Here is a 15,653-nt window from a genome sequence, read left to right as displayed (position 1 = left end):
GTTGATATGCAATACATCAAAATCCATTCGCTGGATAACGTTGCCGTCGCGCTGGCCGATTTAGCCGAAGGGACGGAAGTGACCTTCGACAACCAGTCGGTGACGTTACGCCAGGCCATTGGACGTGGACATAAGTTTGCCCTGATCCCCATCGCGAAAGGGGAGAACGTGGTGAAGTACGGTTTGCCCATCGGTCATGCGCTGGCGGATATTGCGCCGGGTGAATACATTCATTCCCACAATACCCGCACCAATCTCAGCGATCTGGACGAGTACAGCTATCAACCTGACTTCCAGGCAGAAGAAGGACAGGCGGCCGATCGTGAGGTGCAGATCTACCGCCGCGCCAGCGGCGAGGTGGGGATCCGCAATGAACTGTGGATCCTCCCGACCGTCGGCTGCGTGAACGGGATCGCGCGTCAAATTCAGACGCGTTTCCTGAAAGAGACTAACAATGCTGAAGGCACCGACGGCGTGCATCTGTTCAGCCACACCTATGGTTGTTCCCAGCTGGGCGACGACCACATCAATACCCGCACCATGCTGCAAAATATGGTGCGCCACCCGAACGCGGGGGCGGTGCTGGTGATTGGCCTCGGCTGTGAAAACAATCAGGTTGACGCCTTCCGCGATACGCTGGGCGAGTTCGATCCTGAGCGCGTGCACTTTATGGTGTGTCAGCACCAGGACGACGAAGTGGAAGCGGGCGTTGAACAACTGCACCAGCTGTACGAGGTGATGCGTCACGACAAGCGCGAGCCGGGCAAGCTGAGCGAACTGAAGTTTGGCCTGGAGTGCGGCGGGTCTGACGGGCTTTCCGGCATTACCGCTAACCCGATGCTGGGCCGCTTCTCGGATTACGTGATTGCCAACGGCGGCACCACGGTGCTGACCGAAGTGCCGGAGATGTTCGGCGCAGAGCGCATTCTGATGAGCCACTGTCGCGACGAAGAGACGTTTGAGAAGACCGTCACCATGGTGAACGACTTCAAACAGTACTTCATTGCCCACAATCAGCCGATTTACGAGAACCCGTCGCCGGGGAACAAGGCGGGCGGAATCACCACGCTGGAGGAGAAATCCCTCGGCTGCACCCAGAAAGCGGGCGCGAGCCAGGTGGTTGACGTTCTGCGCTACGGCGAGCGCCTGAAAACGCACGGTCTGAACCTGCTGAGCGCGCCCGGTAACGATGCGGTCGCCACCAGCGCGCTGGCGGGAGCCGGCTGCCATATGGTGCTGTTCAGTACCGGACGCGGTACGCCGTACGGCGGATTTGTGCCAACGGTGAAAATCGCCACTAACAGCGAACTGGCGGCGAAGAAAAAGCACTGGATCGACTTTGACGCGGGCCAGCTGATCCACGGCAAAGCGATGCCACAGCTGCTGACGGAGTTCGTGGATACTATCGTGGAGTTTGCTAACGGCAGGCAGACCTGTAACGAGAAGAACGACTTCCGCGAGCTGGCGATCTTTAAGAGTGGTGTGACGCTTTAAGTCGGGTGCGGGCTGGTGCCCTCACCCCGGCCCTCTCCCACAGGGAGAGGGTGCAAACACTAAAAACGGCAACACATGTTGCCGTTTTGCATTTACCTTGTAGGCCCGGTAAGGCGTAGCCGCCACCGGGCTTTTCTTTTTAACTGCGCAGGGCGTTCTTCGCTAAACGCGCATCTTCCGCCTGACAGGCTGCGGCGGTAAACAGCACGTCGGTAGAGGAGTTCAGCGCAGTCTCGCAGGAATCCTGCAATACGCCGATAATGAAGCCGACCGCGACAACCTGCATGGCAATCTCGTTCGGGATACCGAACATGTTACAGGCCAGCGGGATCAGCAGCAGCGATCCGCCCGCCACGCCGGATGCGCCACAGGCACACAGTGATGCAACGACGCTCAGCAGCAGCGCGGTTGGCAGATCCACCGGAATACCCAGCGTATGCACCGCCGCCAGCGTCAGCACGGTGATGGTGATCGCCGCACCCGCCATGTTCACGGTCGCACCCAGCGGGATCGACACGGAATAGGTATCGCGATCCAGGTTCAGCTTCTCCGCCAGCGCCATGTTGACCGGAATGTTCGCCGCCGAGCTGCGGGTAAAGAAGGCATACACGCCGCTCTCGCGCAGGCAAGTCAGCACCAGCGGATACGGGTTGCGGCGGATCTGCCAGAACACCAGCAGCGGGTTGATCACCAGCGCCACCAGCAGCATACAGCCGACCAGGACGACCAGCAGCTGCGCGTAGCCCCACAGTGCGTCGAAACCGGTAGTGGCCAGCGTCGAAGAAACCAGACCAAAGATACCGACTGGTGCAAAGCGAATCACCAGCTTCACCATGAAGGTCACGGCATTGGACAAATCGTTGACCAGGTTTTTCGTGGTCTCGTTGCCATGACGCAGCGCGAAGCCCAGACCAATCGCCCAGACCAGGATGCCAATGTAGTTTCCGCTCATCAGTGCGGTGATGGGGTTAGAGACCATGCTCATCAGCAGGCCGCGAAGGACTTCCACAATCCCGGACGGCGGGGTGATATCACCGGCCGCGCTGGTCAGGTGCAGCGTAGACGGGAACAGGAAGCTAAACACAACGGCCGTTAAGGCAGCAGAGAAGGTTCCCAGCAGATACAGGAACAGAATAGGGCGAATGTTGGTTTTTTGTCCGTGCTGGTGGTTGGCAATCGACGCCATCACCAGCATCAGCACCAGTACCGGGGCGACGGCCTTCAGGGCGCCCACAAACAGCGTCCCGAGCAGTCCCGTGGCCTCCGCGGCAGGTTTCGACACCATGGCCAGCAGAATACCCAGTACCAACCCGACCAGAATTTGTTTTACAAGACTGCCCTGCGCCAGGCGCGCGAACAGACCGCGTGATTGTGTGCTCATACGTTATTCCTGAGTGAAATTGCGTTCCATCCTGGATGTGCTCTAAGTCACATTTATTTCCGGATGTAAGTAAATGTTTGCCTGGTCGAGTATAGGGAATACGTGAAAGGAGGGAAGCGTAAAATGCTGGATTTTACGTGTTGCGTCATGTTTTTTAACTATTGGTTAACGAAAGCGCCGGGTGGCGCTACGCTTACCCGGCCTGCATTGCATTTCCCCCTCTCCCTGTGGGAGAGGGGTGGGGTGAGGGCATCAGCCCGCACCGAACGTTGCACTAAACCTGCTGCTTCTTATCGTGCTGGCGGTTAACCCAGGTATTGATAATCAGCGTCACCAGCAGAATGCCAAACACCACGCCGAGCGAAATGGCGATCGGGATATGGTAGAAATCGACGATCAGCATCTTGATACCGATAAACACCAGAATCACCGACAGGCCGTACTTCAGCATTGAGAAGCGCTCTGCCGCGCCTGCCAGCAGGAAGTACATCGCACGCAGGCCGAGGATGGCGAACAGGTTCGAGGTCAGAACGATGAACGGGTCGGTGGTAACTGCGAAGATAGCCGGGATACTGTCCACCGCGAAAATCACGTCGCTCAGCTCGACCAGAATCAGCACCAGCAGCAGCGGGGTGGCGAACAGCAGGCCGTTCTTACGCACGAAGAAATGCTCGCTCTCGATCTTGTCCGTCATGCGCAGATGACCCCGGAACCACTTCACCAACGGCTTATCACCGATACCGGTATCGTCTTCTTTCGCCAGCGCCATTTTGACCCCGGTGAACAGCAGGAACGCACCAAATACATACAACAGCCATTCGAACTGGGTAATCAGCCAGCTACCGGCGAAGATCATGATGGTACGCAGGACAATAGCGCCCAGAACGCCGTACACCAGCACGCGGCGTTGCAGAGCCGCAGGCACGGCGAAGTAACTGAACAGCATCAGCCAGACGAAGACGTTATCAACCGCCAGTGCTTTTTCAATCAGATAGCCGGTGAGGAAGGCGAGTGCCTGAGGATCGGCCACCGCGCGGCCTTCGGTTGAGGCCAGATACCACCAGAAGGCGGCGCAGAAAAGAAGTGAGAGGGTAACCCATACCAGCGACCAGACGGCGGCTTGCTTGACGCTCATGCCGTGTTCGCCGCGACGACCCTGCAAAAAGAGGTCGATCGCCAGCATGATGAGCACGACAACCGCGAATCCGCCCCACAGCATTGGAGTGCCGACAGAATGCATACTATTTTCCTTACACATAAAAAACAAAAACGGCTATGGTCAGAAGACGATAGCCGTTAGCTTTTTATGCATAGACCTCGCCTTCCGGCAAGGTCTCACTTACAACCTCGAAGGTTGCCCGGCGACCGGATGCGGTTTTGCACGCATCGTAATGACGATCCACCGGCGAAGAAGTTACTCCCCTTTGCAGGTAACAAATTATGTCAGACCATCGGTTTCGTCAATGGTCTGCACGATTTCATTACACAGCTTTACGCGACGGCTTCCACATTCACGCCGTCTGCGGGGAAAATCACGCCAGTCTGTCGGCGGATCTCCGTTTGCAGCTTCGCCGTGGTGCGGCTGATTGCCAGCCCCGGGTGGTTCACTTCGTTGTCTTCTACCAGACGGGCGAAGACCTCTGCCTCATAGAGCATAGTGTTAATATGCTGAGGCTGCGTCAGCTCCTGCGCTTTGCCGCCGCGGGGAACGATGCTTAGCTTCTGGCATTCGGAGATTTTTTCGATCACCAGCGAGCCGTCTTCGCCCTGAATTTCGCTTGGCAGTACGGAGTCACTGACCTTCGAGTGCTGCAACGTCACGCTGAAATCACCGTAGTCCAGCACCACAACGCCATGTGCATCCACGCCGCTCTCCAGCAGGCTGGCGGTGGCCGTTACGCCGTGCGGTTCACCCCACAGGGCGACCGCAGAGGCCAGGCAGTAAAAACCGATATCCATAATCGAGCCATTCGAGAAGGCCGGGTTAAAGGTGTTCGGGTTTTCGCCGTCCAGGTAGCGCTGGTAGCGCGAGGAATACTGGCAGTAGTTGATAAAGGCTTTACGCACTTTGCCAATTTTCGGCAGGGACTGCTGCAACAGCAGGAAGTTCGGCAGGCTGGCGGTTTTGAACGCTTCAAACAGCACCACCTGGTTTTCCCGGGCAAGCGCAATGGCGGCTTCCACTTCCTCAATATTCGAGGCCAGCGGCTTCTCGCAAATCACGTGTTTTTTGTGGCTGAGGAACAGCTTCGTTTGCGGGAAATGCAGAGAATTCGGGCTGGCAATATAGACCGCGTCAATGGCGTCGCTTTGCGCCATCTCATCGAGCGAGGTGAACAGATGTTCAACCAGGTAGTCATTCGCAAAACTCTGCGCCTGCTCAAGGCTGCGGGAATAGACTGCGGTGAGCTTATATTTGCCGGTTTCGTGGGCGGCGTCGACGAACTGGCGCGTGATCCAGTTCGTACCGATGACTGCGAAACGTATCATAAACGTTTACGTACTCCGTAGCAGGGAACTTAAAACCACTGTAGCACGTCATCATGACATTTCGCGTGCGCTACTGCGCATTACTCTTTAACGATAAATGCGTCAGCCACAGCCGGGTATCAAACTCCAGCTGGTGGTACTGTGGCTCCATGTGGCAGCACAGGGAATAGAAGGCTTTGTCGTGCTCTTTCTCTTTCAGGTGCGCCAGCTCGTGCACCACGATCATCCGCAGAAAGGCTTCCGGCGCGTTACGGAAAACGGTCGCGACGCGGATCTCCGCTTTAGCCTTCAGCTTGCCGCCCTGCACGCGGGAGATGGCGGTGTGCAGGCCGAGCGCGTTTTTCAGCACATGGATCTTATTGTCGTACATCACCTTGTTGATCGGCGGGGCGCTCTTAAGATACTGGTTTTTCAGATCCTGCGTATACTGCCAGAGGGCTTTGTCAGTCGCGAAATCATGCGTGCCCGGGTAGCGTTTTTCCAGCACCGCACCGAGCTTTCCCGCGGCAATCAGGTCACGAACCTGGGAAAGTAAATGCTCCGGATAGCCCTGGAGATAAGTCAGCTGGTTCATCAAAACCCCAAAATAGTGTGAAAACGGGTATACTCACGCACCCTTTTCAGGGATACGCCAAATTTTACCATTCAGGAGGGCCGATGAGCCACTTAGACAACGGTTTCCGTTCACTCAACCTTAAACGTTTCCCGGAAACGGACGACGTGAACCCGCTTCAGGCGTGGGAAGCGGCGGATGAATATCTGCTGCAACAGTTGGATGAGACTGAAATCAGCGGCCCGGTTCTGATCCTGAATGACGCGTTTGGCGCGCTGGCCTGCGCGCTGGCGGAACATGCGCCTTACAGTATCGGCGATTCTTACTTAAGCGAACTGGCGACGCGTGAAAACCTGCGCCATAACGACATCGAAGAGTCCAGCGTGAAGTTCCTCGACAGCACCGCGGACTACCCGCAGGCGCCGGGCGTGGTGCTGATTAAGGTGCCAAAAACCATGGCGCTGCTGGAGCAGCAACTGCGCGCGCTGCGTAAAGTCGTCACGCCAGAAACCCGCATTATCGCGGGTGCCAAAGCACGTGATATTCACACCTCGACGCTGGAGCTGTTCGAGAAGGTCCTCGGCCCGACCACCACGACGCTTGCCTGGAAAAAAGCACGCCTGATCAACTGCACCTTCAGCGCACCGGCGCTGGCCGACGCGCCAGAAACGCTGAGCTGGAAACTGGAAGGTACCGACTGGACCATCCACAACCACGCGAACGTCTTTTCCCGTACCGGTCTGGATATCGGGGCGCGTTTCTTTATGGAACATCTGCCGGAAAATCTTGAGGGTGAGATTGTCGACCTGGGCTGCGGCAATGGCGTGATTGGCCTGACGCTGCTGGCGAAGAACCCGGAGGCCAGCGTGGTGTTCAGCGACGAATCGCCAATGGCGGTGGCCTCCAGCCGTCTGAACGTGGAAACTAACCTGCCTGAAGCGCTGGATCGCTGCGAGTTTATGATCAATAACGCGCTGTCGGGCGTAGAGCCTTTCCGCTTCAACGCGGTATTCTGTAACCCGCCGTTCCACCAGAAGCACGCCCTGACGGATAACGTCGCGTGGGAGATGTTCCACCACGCGCGCCGCTGCCTGAAAATCAACGGCGAGCTGTATATCGTGGCGAACCGCCACCTGGAATACTTCCACAAGCTGAAGAAGATTTTCGGCAACTGCGTCACCATTGCCACCAATAACAAATTCGTGGTGCTGAAATCGGTGAAGCTGGGGCGTCGTCGCTAAATAACCAGTGCAAGCTGGGTGCCCTGCGCAATCGCCCGCCGCGCATCCAGCTCCATCGCCACGTCGCACCCGCCGATCAAATGCACCGTTTTACCCGCTTCGCGCAGCGGATCGGCCAGATCGCGCTTTGGCTCCTGTCCGGCGCACAAAATCACATGATCCACGCGCAGCAGCTGCGGTTCACCACCGATCAGCACATGCAGCCCGTCGTCGTCGATCTTCTGGTAGCTCACCGCCGGGATCATCTTCACCCCGCGCGAGAGGAGGGTGGCGCGGTGGATCCAGCCAGTAGTTTTGCCCAGCCCTTCACCCGGCTTGCTGGCCTTACGCTGGAGCATCACGATCTGGCGCGGGCTTTTTGGCAGCTGCGGCCCTTCCGGCCGTAATCCGCCGGACTGGCTCAGGCTGGTATCAATGCCCCATTCTACGCAAAACTCGGCGATGTTCTGGCTGGTGGCCTCGCCCGGCTGGCTTAAATACATCGCGGTATCAAAACCGATCCCGCCGCAGCCGATAATCGCCACCTTCTCGCCAACCGGTGCTTTGTCGCGTAGCACGTCCAGATAGCTCAATACCTTCGGATGATCGATACCCTCGATCGCAGGGGTGCGCGGGGCGATCCCACTCGCGAGGATCACCTCGTCGAAACCGATCAGATCCGCCGCGCTGACAAACTGGTTAAGCCGCAGATCGACACCCGTCACCTCGATCATCCGGCGGTAATAGCGCAGCGTTTCGTAGAACTCCTCTTTGCCGGGGATCTGTCTGGCGATAGTAAATTGCCCGCCGATCTCCGCCAGCGCATCAAACAGCGTCACGCTGTGCCCGCGCGAGGCGGCATTGACCGCAAACGCCAGCCCAGCGGGGCCAGCGCCCACCACGGCCAGGCGTTTTTTATTGACCGCCGGAACGATCGGCATTTTGGTTTCATGGCAGGCGCGGGGGTTAACGAGGCAGGAGGTGACTTTGCCGACGAAGATCTGGTCCAGACACGCCTGGTTACAGCCGATGCAGGTGTTGATCTCATCCGCACGACCGCTTTGCGCTTTGGAGAGCAGTTCGGCATCCGCGAGGAACGGACGCGCCATCGAGACCATATCGGCGTCGCCGCGGGAGATCACATCGTCCGCCACCTGCGGGTCGTTAATGCGGTTCGTTGTTACCAGCGGAACGGAGACTTTGCCTTTCAGCTTGCGCGTTACCCAGCTGAACGCCGCACGCGGCACCGGCGTGGCGATGGTGGGGATGCGCGCTTCGTGCCAGCCAATCCCGGTGTTGATAATGGTGGCACCGGCGGCTTCAATTGCCTGCGCCAGCTGCACGGTTTCGTCGAAGGTGCCGCCGCCTTCCACCAGGTCGAGCATCGACAGGCGGAAGATGATAATAAAATCCGCACCCGCACGTTCACGCACCGCGCGCACCACCTCCACGGCAAAACGCATGCGGCGGGCATAGTCGCCACCCCATTCGTCGTCGCGCTGGTTGGTGCGTGCGGCGAGAAATTCGTTAATCAGATAGCCTTCAGAGCCCATCACCTCCACGCCGTCGTAGCCTGCTTCCCTTGCCAGCGCGGCGCAGCGGGCAAAATCGTCGATCAGCGCCAGGATCTCGTCGTGGCTAAGGGCGTGAGGAGTAAAGCGGTTAATCGGCGCCTGAATAGCCGAGGGGGCAACCAGGTTCGGTTGATAGCTGTAGCGCCCGGTATGCAGAATTTGCAGGGCGATTTTGCCGCCCTCGCGGTGGACCGCGTCGGTCACAATGCGGTGGTGCGACAGTTGTGACGCATCATTCAACACCGCGCCGCCCTCCATCGTCACCCCGGAAGGGGAAGGGGCTACGCCGCCGGTGACAATCAGCGCCACCCCGTGGCGCGCGCGTTCGGCATAGAAGGCTGCCAGACGTTCAGCCCCGTCCGGACGCTCCTCCAGCCCGGTGTGCATTGAGCCCATCAGCACGCGGTTTTTGAGGGTGGTGAACCCCAGATCGAGAGGGGCGAATAACGACGGGTAGCGGCTCATAGTCTCTTCCAGTGTAAAATTATTGTTATGTGGTCGGATGAGTTACTAATTTAGCCAGCGGGGAGTAAAAGGGAAAAGGGGAATGCGGTGAATGTGATGGGATTCAAATATTGGTGTGGCCTGATCCCCTCTCCCTAAGGGAGAGGGGACTTAATCTCCCTCTCCCTTAGGGAGAGGGCCGGGGTGAGGGGGATGCCCGCACCAGCCCCGGTGCCTGCCACATCGACGTGGTCAGCCCGCTGTCCACCAGCCCGAGCTGGTCGGCGTACACCGCCTGCCATTTCTGCATCATGCCGTCGTACAGTTCCCGGTGCTGCGGGTTTGGCGTGAACTCGCGGCTCCACTTCACCAGCCGCTCGCCCGTCGAAGCCATATCCGCAAACAGCCCCGCGCCAGCTCCTGCGGCAATGGCACAGCCGAGCGCCGTTGCCTCTTTAACTTCCGGCACGCGCACCGGCAGGCCGGTAACGTCGCTTAAAATCTGACTCCACAGGGCGCCTTTGGCCCCGCCGCCCGCAAACACCAGACTCTCAAACGTCACGCCGGAGAAGCGCGAAATCTGCGCCAGGTTGCAGGCCGAGACGATCGCCGCGTTCTCTTCCAGGGCGCGGAACAGCGTCGCTTTGTTGCACTTTTCCGGGTCGATGGAGAGGTTAATAAACGACGGCGCGGCGTGATACCACTGCTTAAAATGCATCGCGTCGGAGAAGATTGGCATTACGCCGTGGGAGCCCGCCGGGACGCGGCTCGCCATCTCTTCCAGCAGGGAATAGGTGTCCATCCCCATCCGCTCGGCAATCAGCTTTTCCTCGGCGCAAAAGGCGTCGCGGAACCAGCGCATGGTTAGCCCGGTAAAGAAGCTGATCGACTCCGCCTGTGCCATGCCGGGGATGACGTGCGGGTTTACGCGGATGTTCATCTCAGGATCGGTGCGCACCTGCGGCAGGTTAACCACCTGCTGCCAGAAGGTGCCGCCCAGCACCGCCGTTTGTCCGGCGCGGACCACGCCCAGCCCCAGACAGCCCAGCTGCACGTCGCCGCCGCCCATCACCACCGGCGTGCCTTCACGCAGGCCGCACTGCTGCGCGGCTTCTTTCGTGACGGCCCCCAGCACGGTGCCGGTCTCTTTCACCGGGGAAAGGATATCGGCGCGCAGCCCGGCCATGTCGAGCAGCGCCGGACGCCAGTCGCGGGAGAAGAGATCCAGCATACCGGTGGTGCCCGCATTGGACGGGTCCACCGCCAGCTCGCCGGAGAGCTTCGCCGCCAGCCAGTCGCTGATCATGGTGATAGTCGCAGCCTTGCGGTAAATATCCGGACGGTGGTGCGCCAGCCACAGCAGGCGCGGCATGGCGCTCAGCGCCAGCGTCTGGCCGGAGACCTCATACACTTCGGATTCAAACCGGTAGTCGTGGATCTCTTTGAGTTCAGCCACCTCGCGGCTGGCGCGGGCGTCGACGTTGGCGCAGGCCCAGATAGCCTCGCCGTTGCGGTCGTACAGCACAATCCCTTCGCGCATCGAGCAGCAGGCGACGGACTGAATATCCGCCGCGCTAAGCCGTGCGCGCTCCAGCGCCTGCTGAATACACCGGCAGGCCAGCCGCCAGTTGGTGTCGAGGTCGAACTCCATCGAGCCCGGCACGTTCTCCACGCTCAGGTGCTTCCACTCGGCCTGGCCAACGGCAATCTGGTTGCCCTGTAAATCGAAAATCACGGCGCGAACGCTGCCTGTCCCTGCATCTAACGCTAAAAGGTAACTCATGAGCTTGCCTCGCTGTTAGCGCAGGGCTGCTCTTATCCGGCCAGAGCCAGCACCGCGCGGGCTGTCGTCTCTTCCGTCACCAGGCCATTAATACGGCGACCTTTCAGTGCGGCATAAATCGCATCGGCTTTCTCTTCCCCTCCGGCCACGCCGACGATGGTGGGCAGCTGCGCCAGTTCATCGAGCGTGACGCCCAGTAATTCTTTGTGGATCTCCAGCTCCTCGACGCATTCCCCTTCGGCATTGAGGAAATAGCCGAGGATATCGCCCACCGCGCCTTTGCGGGCGTACATCAGCTGTTCACCTTCGCTGATATAGCCGGAGCGCAGGATCGTTGCGTCGCGGCGCTGGTTTACCGAGCCAATCCCGACCACCGCCACGTCAGCCGCGGTGGCGGCGAGGATCACGTCCCGCACGCTGGTTTCGCGCTTTAAGATCCCGGCGACTTCAGCGGATGACACGCGAAGCGGGGCGGGGATCATGCTGACGCTACAGGCCGCATCCAGCTGGCCGATACCGGTCATATACGGCCCGACGCCGCCGGAGAGCGTCACCAGGCGGATCTGCTGCGAGCTGATAAAGCCGCTTAAGTGTTGCAGACTGCTCATGGTGGTTTCACCGAACCCCACCGCTAACAGCTGGCCGGGCTCCAGTACGCCCATCAGCGACTGCGCCGCGCCAATGCCCAGCCGCACGTTCATCGGCGGGGTATTCAGGGCAGGCATCACGCGCACCAGCTTCAGGCCAAAGCGCTGCTGTAGCTCGGTTTCCAGCGCCAGGCAGCCCTCGTAGCGGGAGTTGATCTGCACGCGGATCACCCCGGACTGACGGCCCTTCTCCAGCAGGCGGGAGATCTTCAGGCGCGGCAGCCCGAGCCGTTCGCCGATGTCGTTCTGGGTCAGCCCGTCGTGGTAGTAGCACCAGGCCACGCGCGCCACCAGCTCCTCTTCCGCCAGTGCCAGCCCGGCAAACCGTCCTTCTTCCGCAGTGCGTTTATCGCTCATAATTGAACTCTTATAAAAATTTAGATCATATGTTCGTGATGGCGCGACGTGAAAATGTGAGCCACGCGACAAAACGGATCATTTCGATCGATTCCGGTTTATCTAAATCTCAATCGATAAAATTGTGATCCCTGCACGGTTGTAAATATAGTTCACCGTCTACGCTTTTGAACATTATTAAATCTAAAAATCATTTGTTCAATAGCGGAGCGATGATGACACCACTTCTCGACGCGCGTGATATCAGCAAGCAGTTTTCAGGCGTGCCGGTCTTAAAAGGCATTGATTTCACGCTGCTTGCGGGGCAGGTGCATGCGCTGATGGGCGGTAACGGCGCGGGAAAATCGACGCTGATGAAGATCATCGCCGGGGTAGAAACCCCGGATTGCGGTGAACTTTCGGTGGCGGGTGAGTCTTTTACACGGCTTACCCCGGCTCAGGCGCACAGGTTAGGCATTTATCTGGTGCCGCAGGAGCCGCTGCTGTTTCCCAACCTGACGGTGCGGGAAAACATCCTGTTTCGTCTGCCGCGAGAGCGCGATCGGGAAAAACGTCTGGCGGAAAAACTCCGGCAATTGCAATGCCAGCTTAACCTCGACGCCACCGCCAGCACCCTCGAGGTGGCTGACCAGCAGATGGTGGAGATCCTGCGCGGGCTGATGCGCAACGCCAGAATTCTGATCCTCGATGAACCCACGGCCTCGCTGACGCCAGGTGAAACCGAACGGCTGTTTCGCCAGATCCGCGCCTTGCAGGATCTTGGCGTCGGGATTGTTTTTATCTCGCATAAGCTGCCGGAGATTCGGCAGCTGGCGAGTCACGTCTCGGTGATGCGCGACGGCGCCGTGGTGCTCAGCGGCGAAACCGCGCAGTTTGACGATAACGCCCTGATCGCCGCCATGACGCCGGTAAGCCGGGAGACCTCCCTGAGCGATACGCAAAAGCTGTGGCTGGCGCTGCCGGGCAACCGCCGCACCCAGGCGCAGGATTTTCCCGTGCTGCGGGTGGAGGATCTTACCGGGGAAGGGTTTATCGATCTCAGCCTTGAGATCTACGCCGGGGAGATCGTCGGCCTGGCCGGGCTGGTAGGCTCCGGGCGCACCGAGTTTGCCGAAACGCTCTACGGCCTGCGTCCGGTTCGCGGGGGGCGCGTCTGGCTGGAGAACCAGGAGATCACCACCGAACCGGTGGGTTCACGTCTGGAAAAAGGGCTGGTCTATCTGCCGGAAGACAGGCAGGTGTCCGGCCTGTTTCTCGACGCGCCGATCCGCTGGAACACCGTGGCGCTGAACGAGCCGTCGCTCTGGCAGCAGCGAAAGCGGGAGTCTGCGGTAGTGGAACGCTATCACCGGGCGCTGGGGATCAAGCTCAACCATGCGGATCAAACCGTGCGCACGCTCTCCGGTGGTAATCAGCAGAAGGTGCTGCTGGCGCGCTGTCTGGAGGCCAACCCGCTGCTGCTGATCGTCGATGAACCGACGCGCGGCGTGGACGTCTCGGCGCGCGCCGATATTTATCAGCTGCTGAAAAGCGTGGCGGCGCAGAACGTGGCGGTGCTGATGATCTCAAGCGATCTCGATGAGTTTCCCGGCCTCGCGGATCGGGTGCTGGTAATGCATCAGGGCGTGCTCAGCGGCGAGCTGCCGCGCCACGCCGTCAGCCTCGACCGGATGATGGCGCTGGCGTTTGGAGGGCAATCATGAAGATCTTACTGAAAAATCGCGAGCTGAGCGCGTTTCTCGCCATTCTGGCGCTGTTCGCCGTGCTGGTGGCGCTGAACCCGTCGTACCTGAGCTTACAGACGCTGGGGATGATCTTCGCCAGCTCGCAGATCCTGATCCTGCTGGCTATCGGCGCGGCGCTGGTGATGCTGACCCGCAATATTGACGTCTCCGTCGGCTCCACGGTCGGGTTGTCCGCCATTGCCGTCGGCGTGGCGCTTAACAGCGGCTACAGCCTGCCCGTTTCCATTCTCTTCGCGCTGTCGATCGGCGCGCTGGCCGGGGCGTTCAACGGTTTTCTGGTGGTGGGCCTGCGCATTCCGGCGATTGTCGCCACCCTCGGCACGCTGGGGCTTTATCGCGGGGCGATGCTGCTCTGGACCGGCGGGAAGTGGATAGAAGGGCTGCCGCCGGGGCTGAAATCCCTCTCTGAGCCTGCCGCCGTCGGCATTTCGCCGCTCGGCATGCTGGTGTTGATTATCGCGGCCACCGGCGCGTGGACGCTGTCGCGCACCGCCTTTGGGCGGGATTTTTACGCCGTGGGGGATAACCTCGCCGCCGCGCGCCAGCTGGGCGTGGCGGTGAACCGCACCCGCATGATCGCCTTTACCCTCAACGGCATGCTGGCGGCCTGCGCCGGGATTGTGTTTGCCGCGCAGATAGGCTTTGTGCCCAACCAGACCGGCAGCGGGCTGGAGATGAAAGCCATCGCTGCCTGCGTGCTGGGGGGCATCTCGCTGCTGGGCGGCACCGGCACGCTGGTCGGTGCGTTCCTCGGCGCGTTCTTCCTCACCCAAATCGATACCGTGCTGGTGCTGTTCAGGCTCCCGGCGTGGTGGAACGACTTTATCGCCGGGCTGGTGCTGCTGGGCGTGCTGGTGCTCGACGGGCGTCTGCGTCAGGCACTGGCGCGGCATCAGCGGGCGCTGAAATACAGCCGTTTCCAGCCCGGTAACAAAGGGGGAAAGCACGTTACCCCGTTTCCCAAACGCAAAAAAGAGGTGGCGTAAATGAGGCTTAACTGGGAAAGCGCGCTGCTGATTTTACTGGTGCTGGAGATCCTGCTCTTCGGCGCCATCAACCCGCGCATGCTTGATATCAACATGCTGCTGTTCAGCACCAGCGATTTCATCTGTATTGGCATCGTGGCGCTGCCGCTTACGCTGGTGATCATCAGCGGCGGGATCGACATCTCCCTCGGCTCAACCATCGGCCTGTGCGCGATTGCGCTGGGGGTGATGATGCAGGCGGGGTGGCCCATGACGATCGCCGTTCCGCTGACGCTGCTGCTTGGCCTGCTGTGTGGGCTGGTGAATGCGGCGCTGATCCACTACACCGGCATTAGCCCTTTAGTCATTACCCTCGGCACGCTCTACCTCTACGGCGGCGGCGCGCTGCTGCTCTCCGGCATGGCGGGGGCGACGGGCTACGAGGGCATCGGCGGCTTCCCGGACAGCTTTACCGCCTTCGCTAACCTCACGGTGCTGGGGCTGCCGATCCCGCTGGTGCTGTTCGCGGTGATTACCGCCTTCTTCTGGCTGATTACCCATCGCGGGCGCTTTGGCCGCCATCTGTTTTTAATCGGCCAGAATCCGCGCGCGGCGCGCTATGCGGCGCTGTCGGTGAACGGCATGCCCTACGCGCTGTACGGTCTGGTCGGCGTGGCGTCGGCGGTGGCCGCGCTGGTGATGGTCTCCTATTTCGGCTCTGCGCGTTCGGATCTGGGGCGCGATTTGCTGATGCCCGCGCTCACCGCCGCCGTACTCGGCGGGGCAAATATCTACGGCGGGTCAGGTTCTGTTGTCGGTACGGCGCTGGCGGCGCTGCTGGTGGGGTATCTCCAGCAGGGATTACAGATGGTCGGCATCCCCAACCAGGTGTCGAGCGCGCTGTCGGGGGCGCTACTGGTTGTGGTGGTAATGGGGCGTTCGCTGAGTCTGCACCGCGAATGGGTGCGATCTCTCTTCAGAAAACTATCCGGAGCGTAAG

12 protein-coding genes are annotated in these 15,653 nt (G+C 59.9%); 5 read left to right on the top strand and 7 right to left on the bottom strand.

Going from position 1 to position 15,653, the window contains the following annotated elements:
• The first annotated feature begins 6 nt into the window (after positions 1-6).
• Positions 7-1,494, top strand: coding sequence for a UxaA family hydrolase (locus ACOTZD_RS06770; protein WP_045332923.1), 1,488 nt, complete (start codon positions 7-9; stop codon positions 1,492-1,494).
• Positions 1,495-1,633: 139 nt separating this feature from the next.
• Here the strand turns inward: ACOTZD_RS06770 and sstT are convergent, their stop codons facing one another.
• The 4 genes from sstT to ACOTZD_RS06750 all read right to left on the bottom strand — a co-directional run bounded on the left by sstT (position 1,634) and on the right by ACOTZD_RS06750 (position 5,939).
• Positions 1,634-2,875, bottom strand: a complete 1,242-nt coding sequence (gene sstT / locus ACOTZD_RS06765; RefSeq protein ID WP_003862628.1) for a serine/threonine transporter SstT — start codon at positions 2,873-2,875, stop codon at positions 1,634-1,636.
• Between the two features lie 274 nt (positions 2,876-3,149).
• Positions 3,150-4,115 carry a TerC family protein gene (locus tag ACOTZD_RS06760; RefSeq protein WP_003862625.1) on the bottom strand — a complete coding sequence of 322 codons (966 nt, stop codon included), beginning with the start codon at positions 4,113-4,115 and terminating at the stop codon, positions 3,150-3,152.
• Between the two features lie 251 nt (positions 4,116-4,366).
• A complete protein-coding gene (locus ACOTZD_RS06755) occupies positions 4,367-5,365 on the bottom strand; it encodes a Gfo/Idh/MocA family protein (RefSeq protein WP_003862623.1) in 999 nt (332 codons plus the stop codon).
• A 70-nt stretch (positions 5,366-5,435) separates the two neighbouring features.
• Positions 5,436-5,939: a YgjP-like metallopeptidase domain-containing protein gene (locus ACOTZD_RS06750; RefSeq protein WP_003862622.1), complete on the bottom strand. Its 504-nt coding sequence runs from the start codon at positions 5,937-5,939 to the stop codon at positions 5,436-5,438.
• 83 nt (positions 5,940-6,022) lie between these two features.
• On the opposite strand from ACOTZD_RS06750, the gene rlmG reads away from it, so the two are divergent.
• A complete protein-coding gene (gene rlmG, locus ACOTZD_RS06745; RefSeq protein WP_174402135.1) occupies positions 6,023-7,159 on the top strand; it encodes a 23S rRNA (guanine(1835)-N(2))-methyltransferase RlmG in 1,137 nt (378 codons plus the stop codon).
• Here the strand turns inward: rlmG and ACOTZD_RS06740 are convergent.
• The 3 genes from ACOTZD_RS06740 to lsrR all read right to left on the bottom strand — a co-directional run bounded on the left by ACOTZD_RS06740 (position 7,156) and on the right by lsrR (position 11,943).
• A complete protein-coding gene (locus tag ACOTZD_RS06740; RefSeq protein WP_174402134.1) occupies positions 7,156-9,177 on the bottom strand; it encodes an NADPH-dependent 2,4-dienoyl-CoA reductase in 2,022 nt (673 codons plus the stop codon). The genes rlmG and ACOTZD_RS06740 overlap by 4 nt on opposite strands.
• A gap of 166 nt (positions 9,178-9,343) precedes the next feature.
• On the bottom strand, positions 9,344-10,939 hold the full coding sequence (gene lsrK, locus ACOTZD_RS06735) for an autoinducer-2 kinase (RefSeq protein ID WP_022651887.1): 1,596 nt from the start codon (positions 10,937-10,939) through the stop codon (positions 9,344-9,346).
• A 32-nt stretch (positions 10,940-10,971) separates the two neighbouring features.
• On the bottom strand, positions 10,972-11,943 hold the full coding sequence (gene lsrR, locus ACOTZD_RS06730) for a transcriptional regulator LsrR (RefSeq protein ID WP_023295481.1): 972 nt from the start codon (positions 11,941-11,943) through the stop codon (positions 10,972-10,974).
• A gap of 215 nt (positions 11,944-12,158) precedes the next feature.
• On the opposite strand from lsrR, the gene lsrA reads away from it, so the two are divergent.
• From lsrA to lsrD, 3 genes are read left to right on the top strand one after another with little or no spacing between them, the layout of a single operon-like run.
• The gene (lsrA, locus tag ACOTZD_RS06725) at positions 12,159-13,646 is read left to right on the top strand and encodes an autoinducer 2 ABC transporter ATP-binding protein LsrA (RefSeq protein WP_058659857.1); all 1,488 of its coding nucleotides are present in this window, start codon (positions 12,159-12,161) and stop codon (positions 13,644-13,646) included.
• Positions 13,643-14,674, top strand: a complete 1,032-nt coding sequence (lsrC, locus tag ACOTZD_RS06720) for an autoinducer 2 ABC transporter permease LsrC (protein ID WP_003862614.1) — start codon at positions 13,643-13,645, stop codon at positions 14,672-14,674. Before lsrA ends, lsrC begins: the two co-directional genes overlap by 4 nt.
• Complete coding sequence (gene lsrD / locus ACOTZD_RS06715; protein ID WP_045350481.1) at positions 14,675-15,652, top strand: autoinducer 2 ABC transporter permease LsrD; 978 nt, start codon at positions 14,675-14,677, stop codon at positions 15,650-15,652.
• Position 15,653 lies beyond the last annotated feature (1 nt).

It is taken from the genome of Enterobacter cloacae complex sp. SHL022, from assembly GCF_049237785.1.
GTDB lineage: Bacteria > Pseudomonadota > Gammaproteobacteria > Enterobacterales > Enterobacteriaceae > Enterobacter > Enterobacter hormaechei_C.
This window is presented reverse-complemented; position numbering and strand designations above follow the sequence as displayed.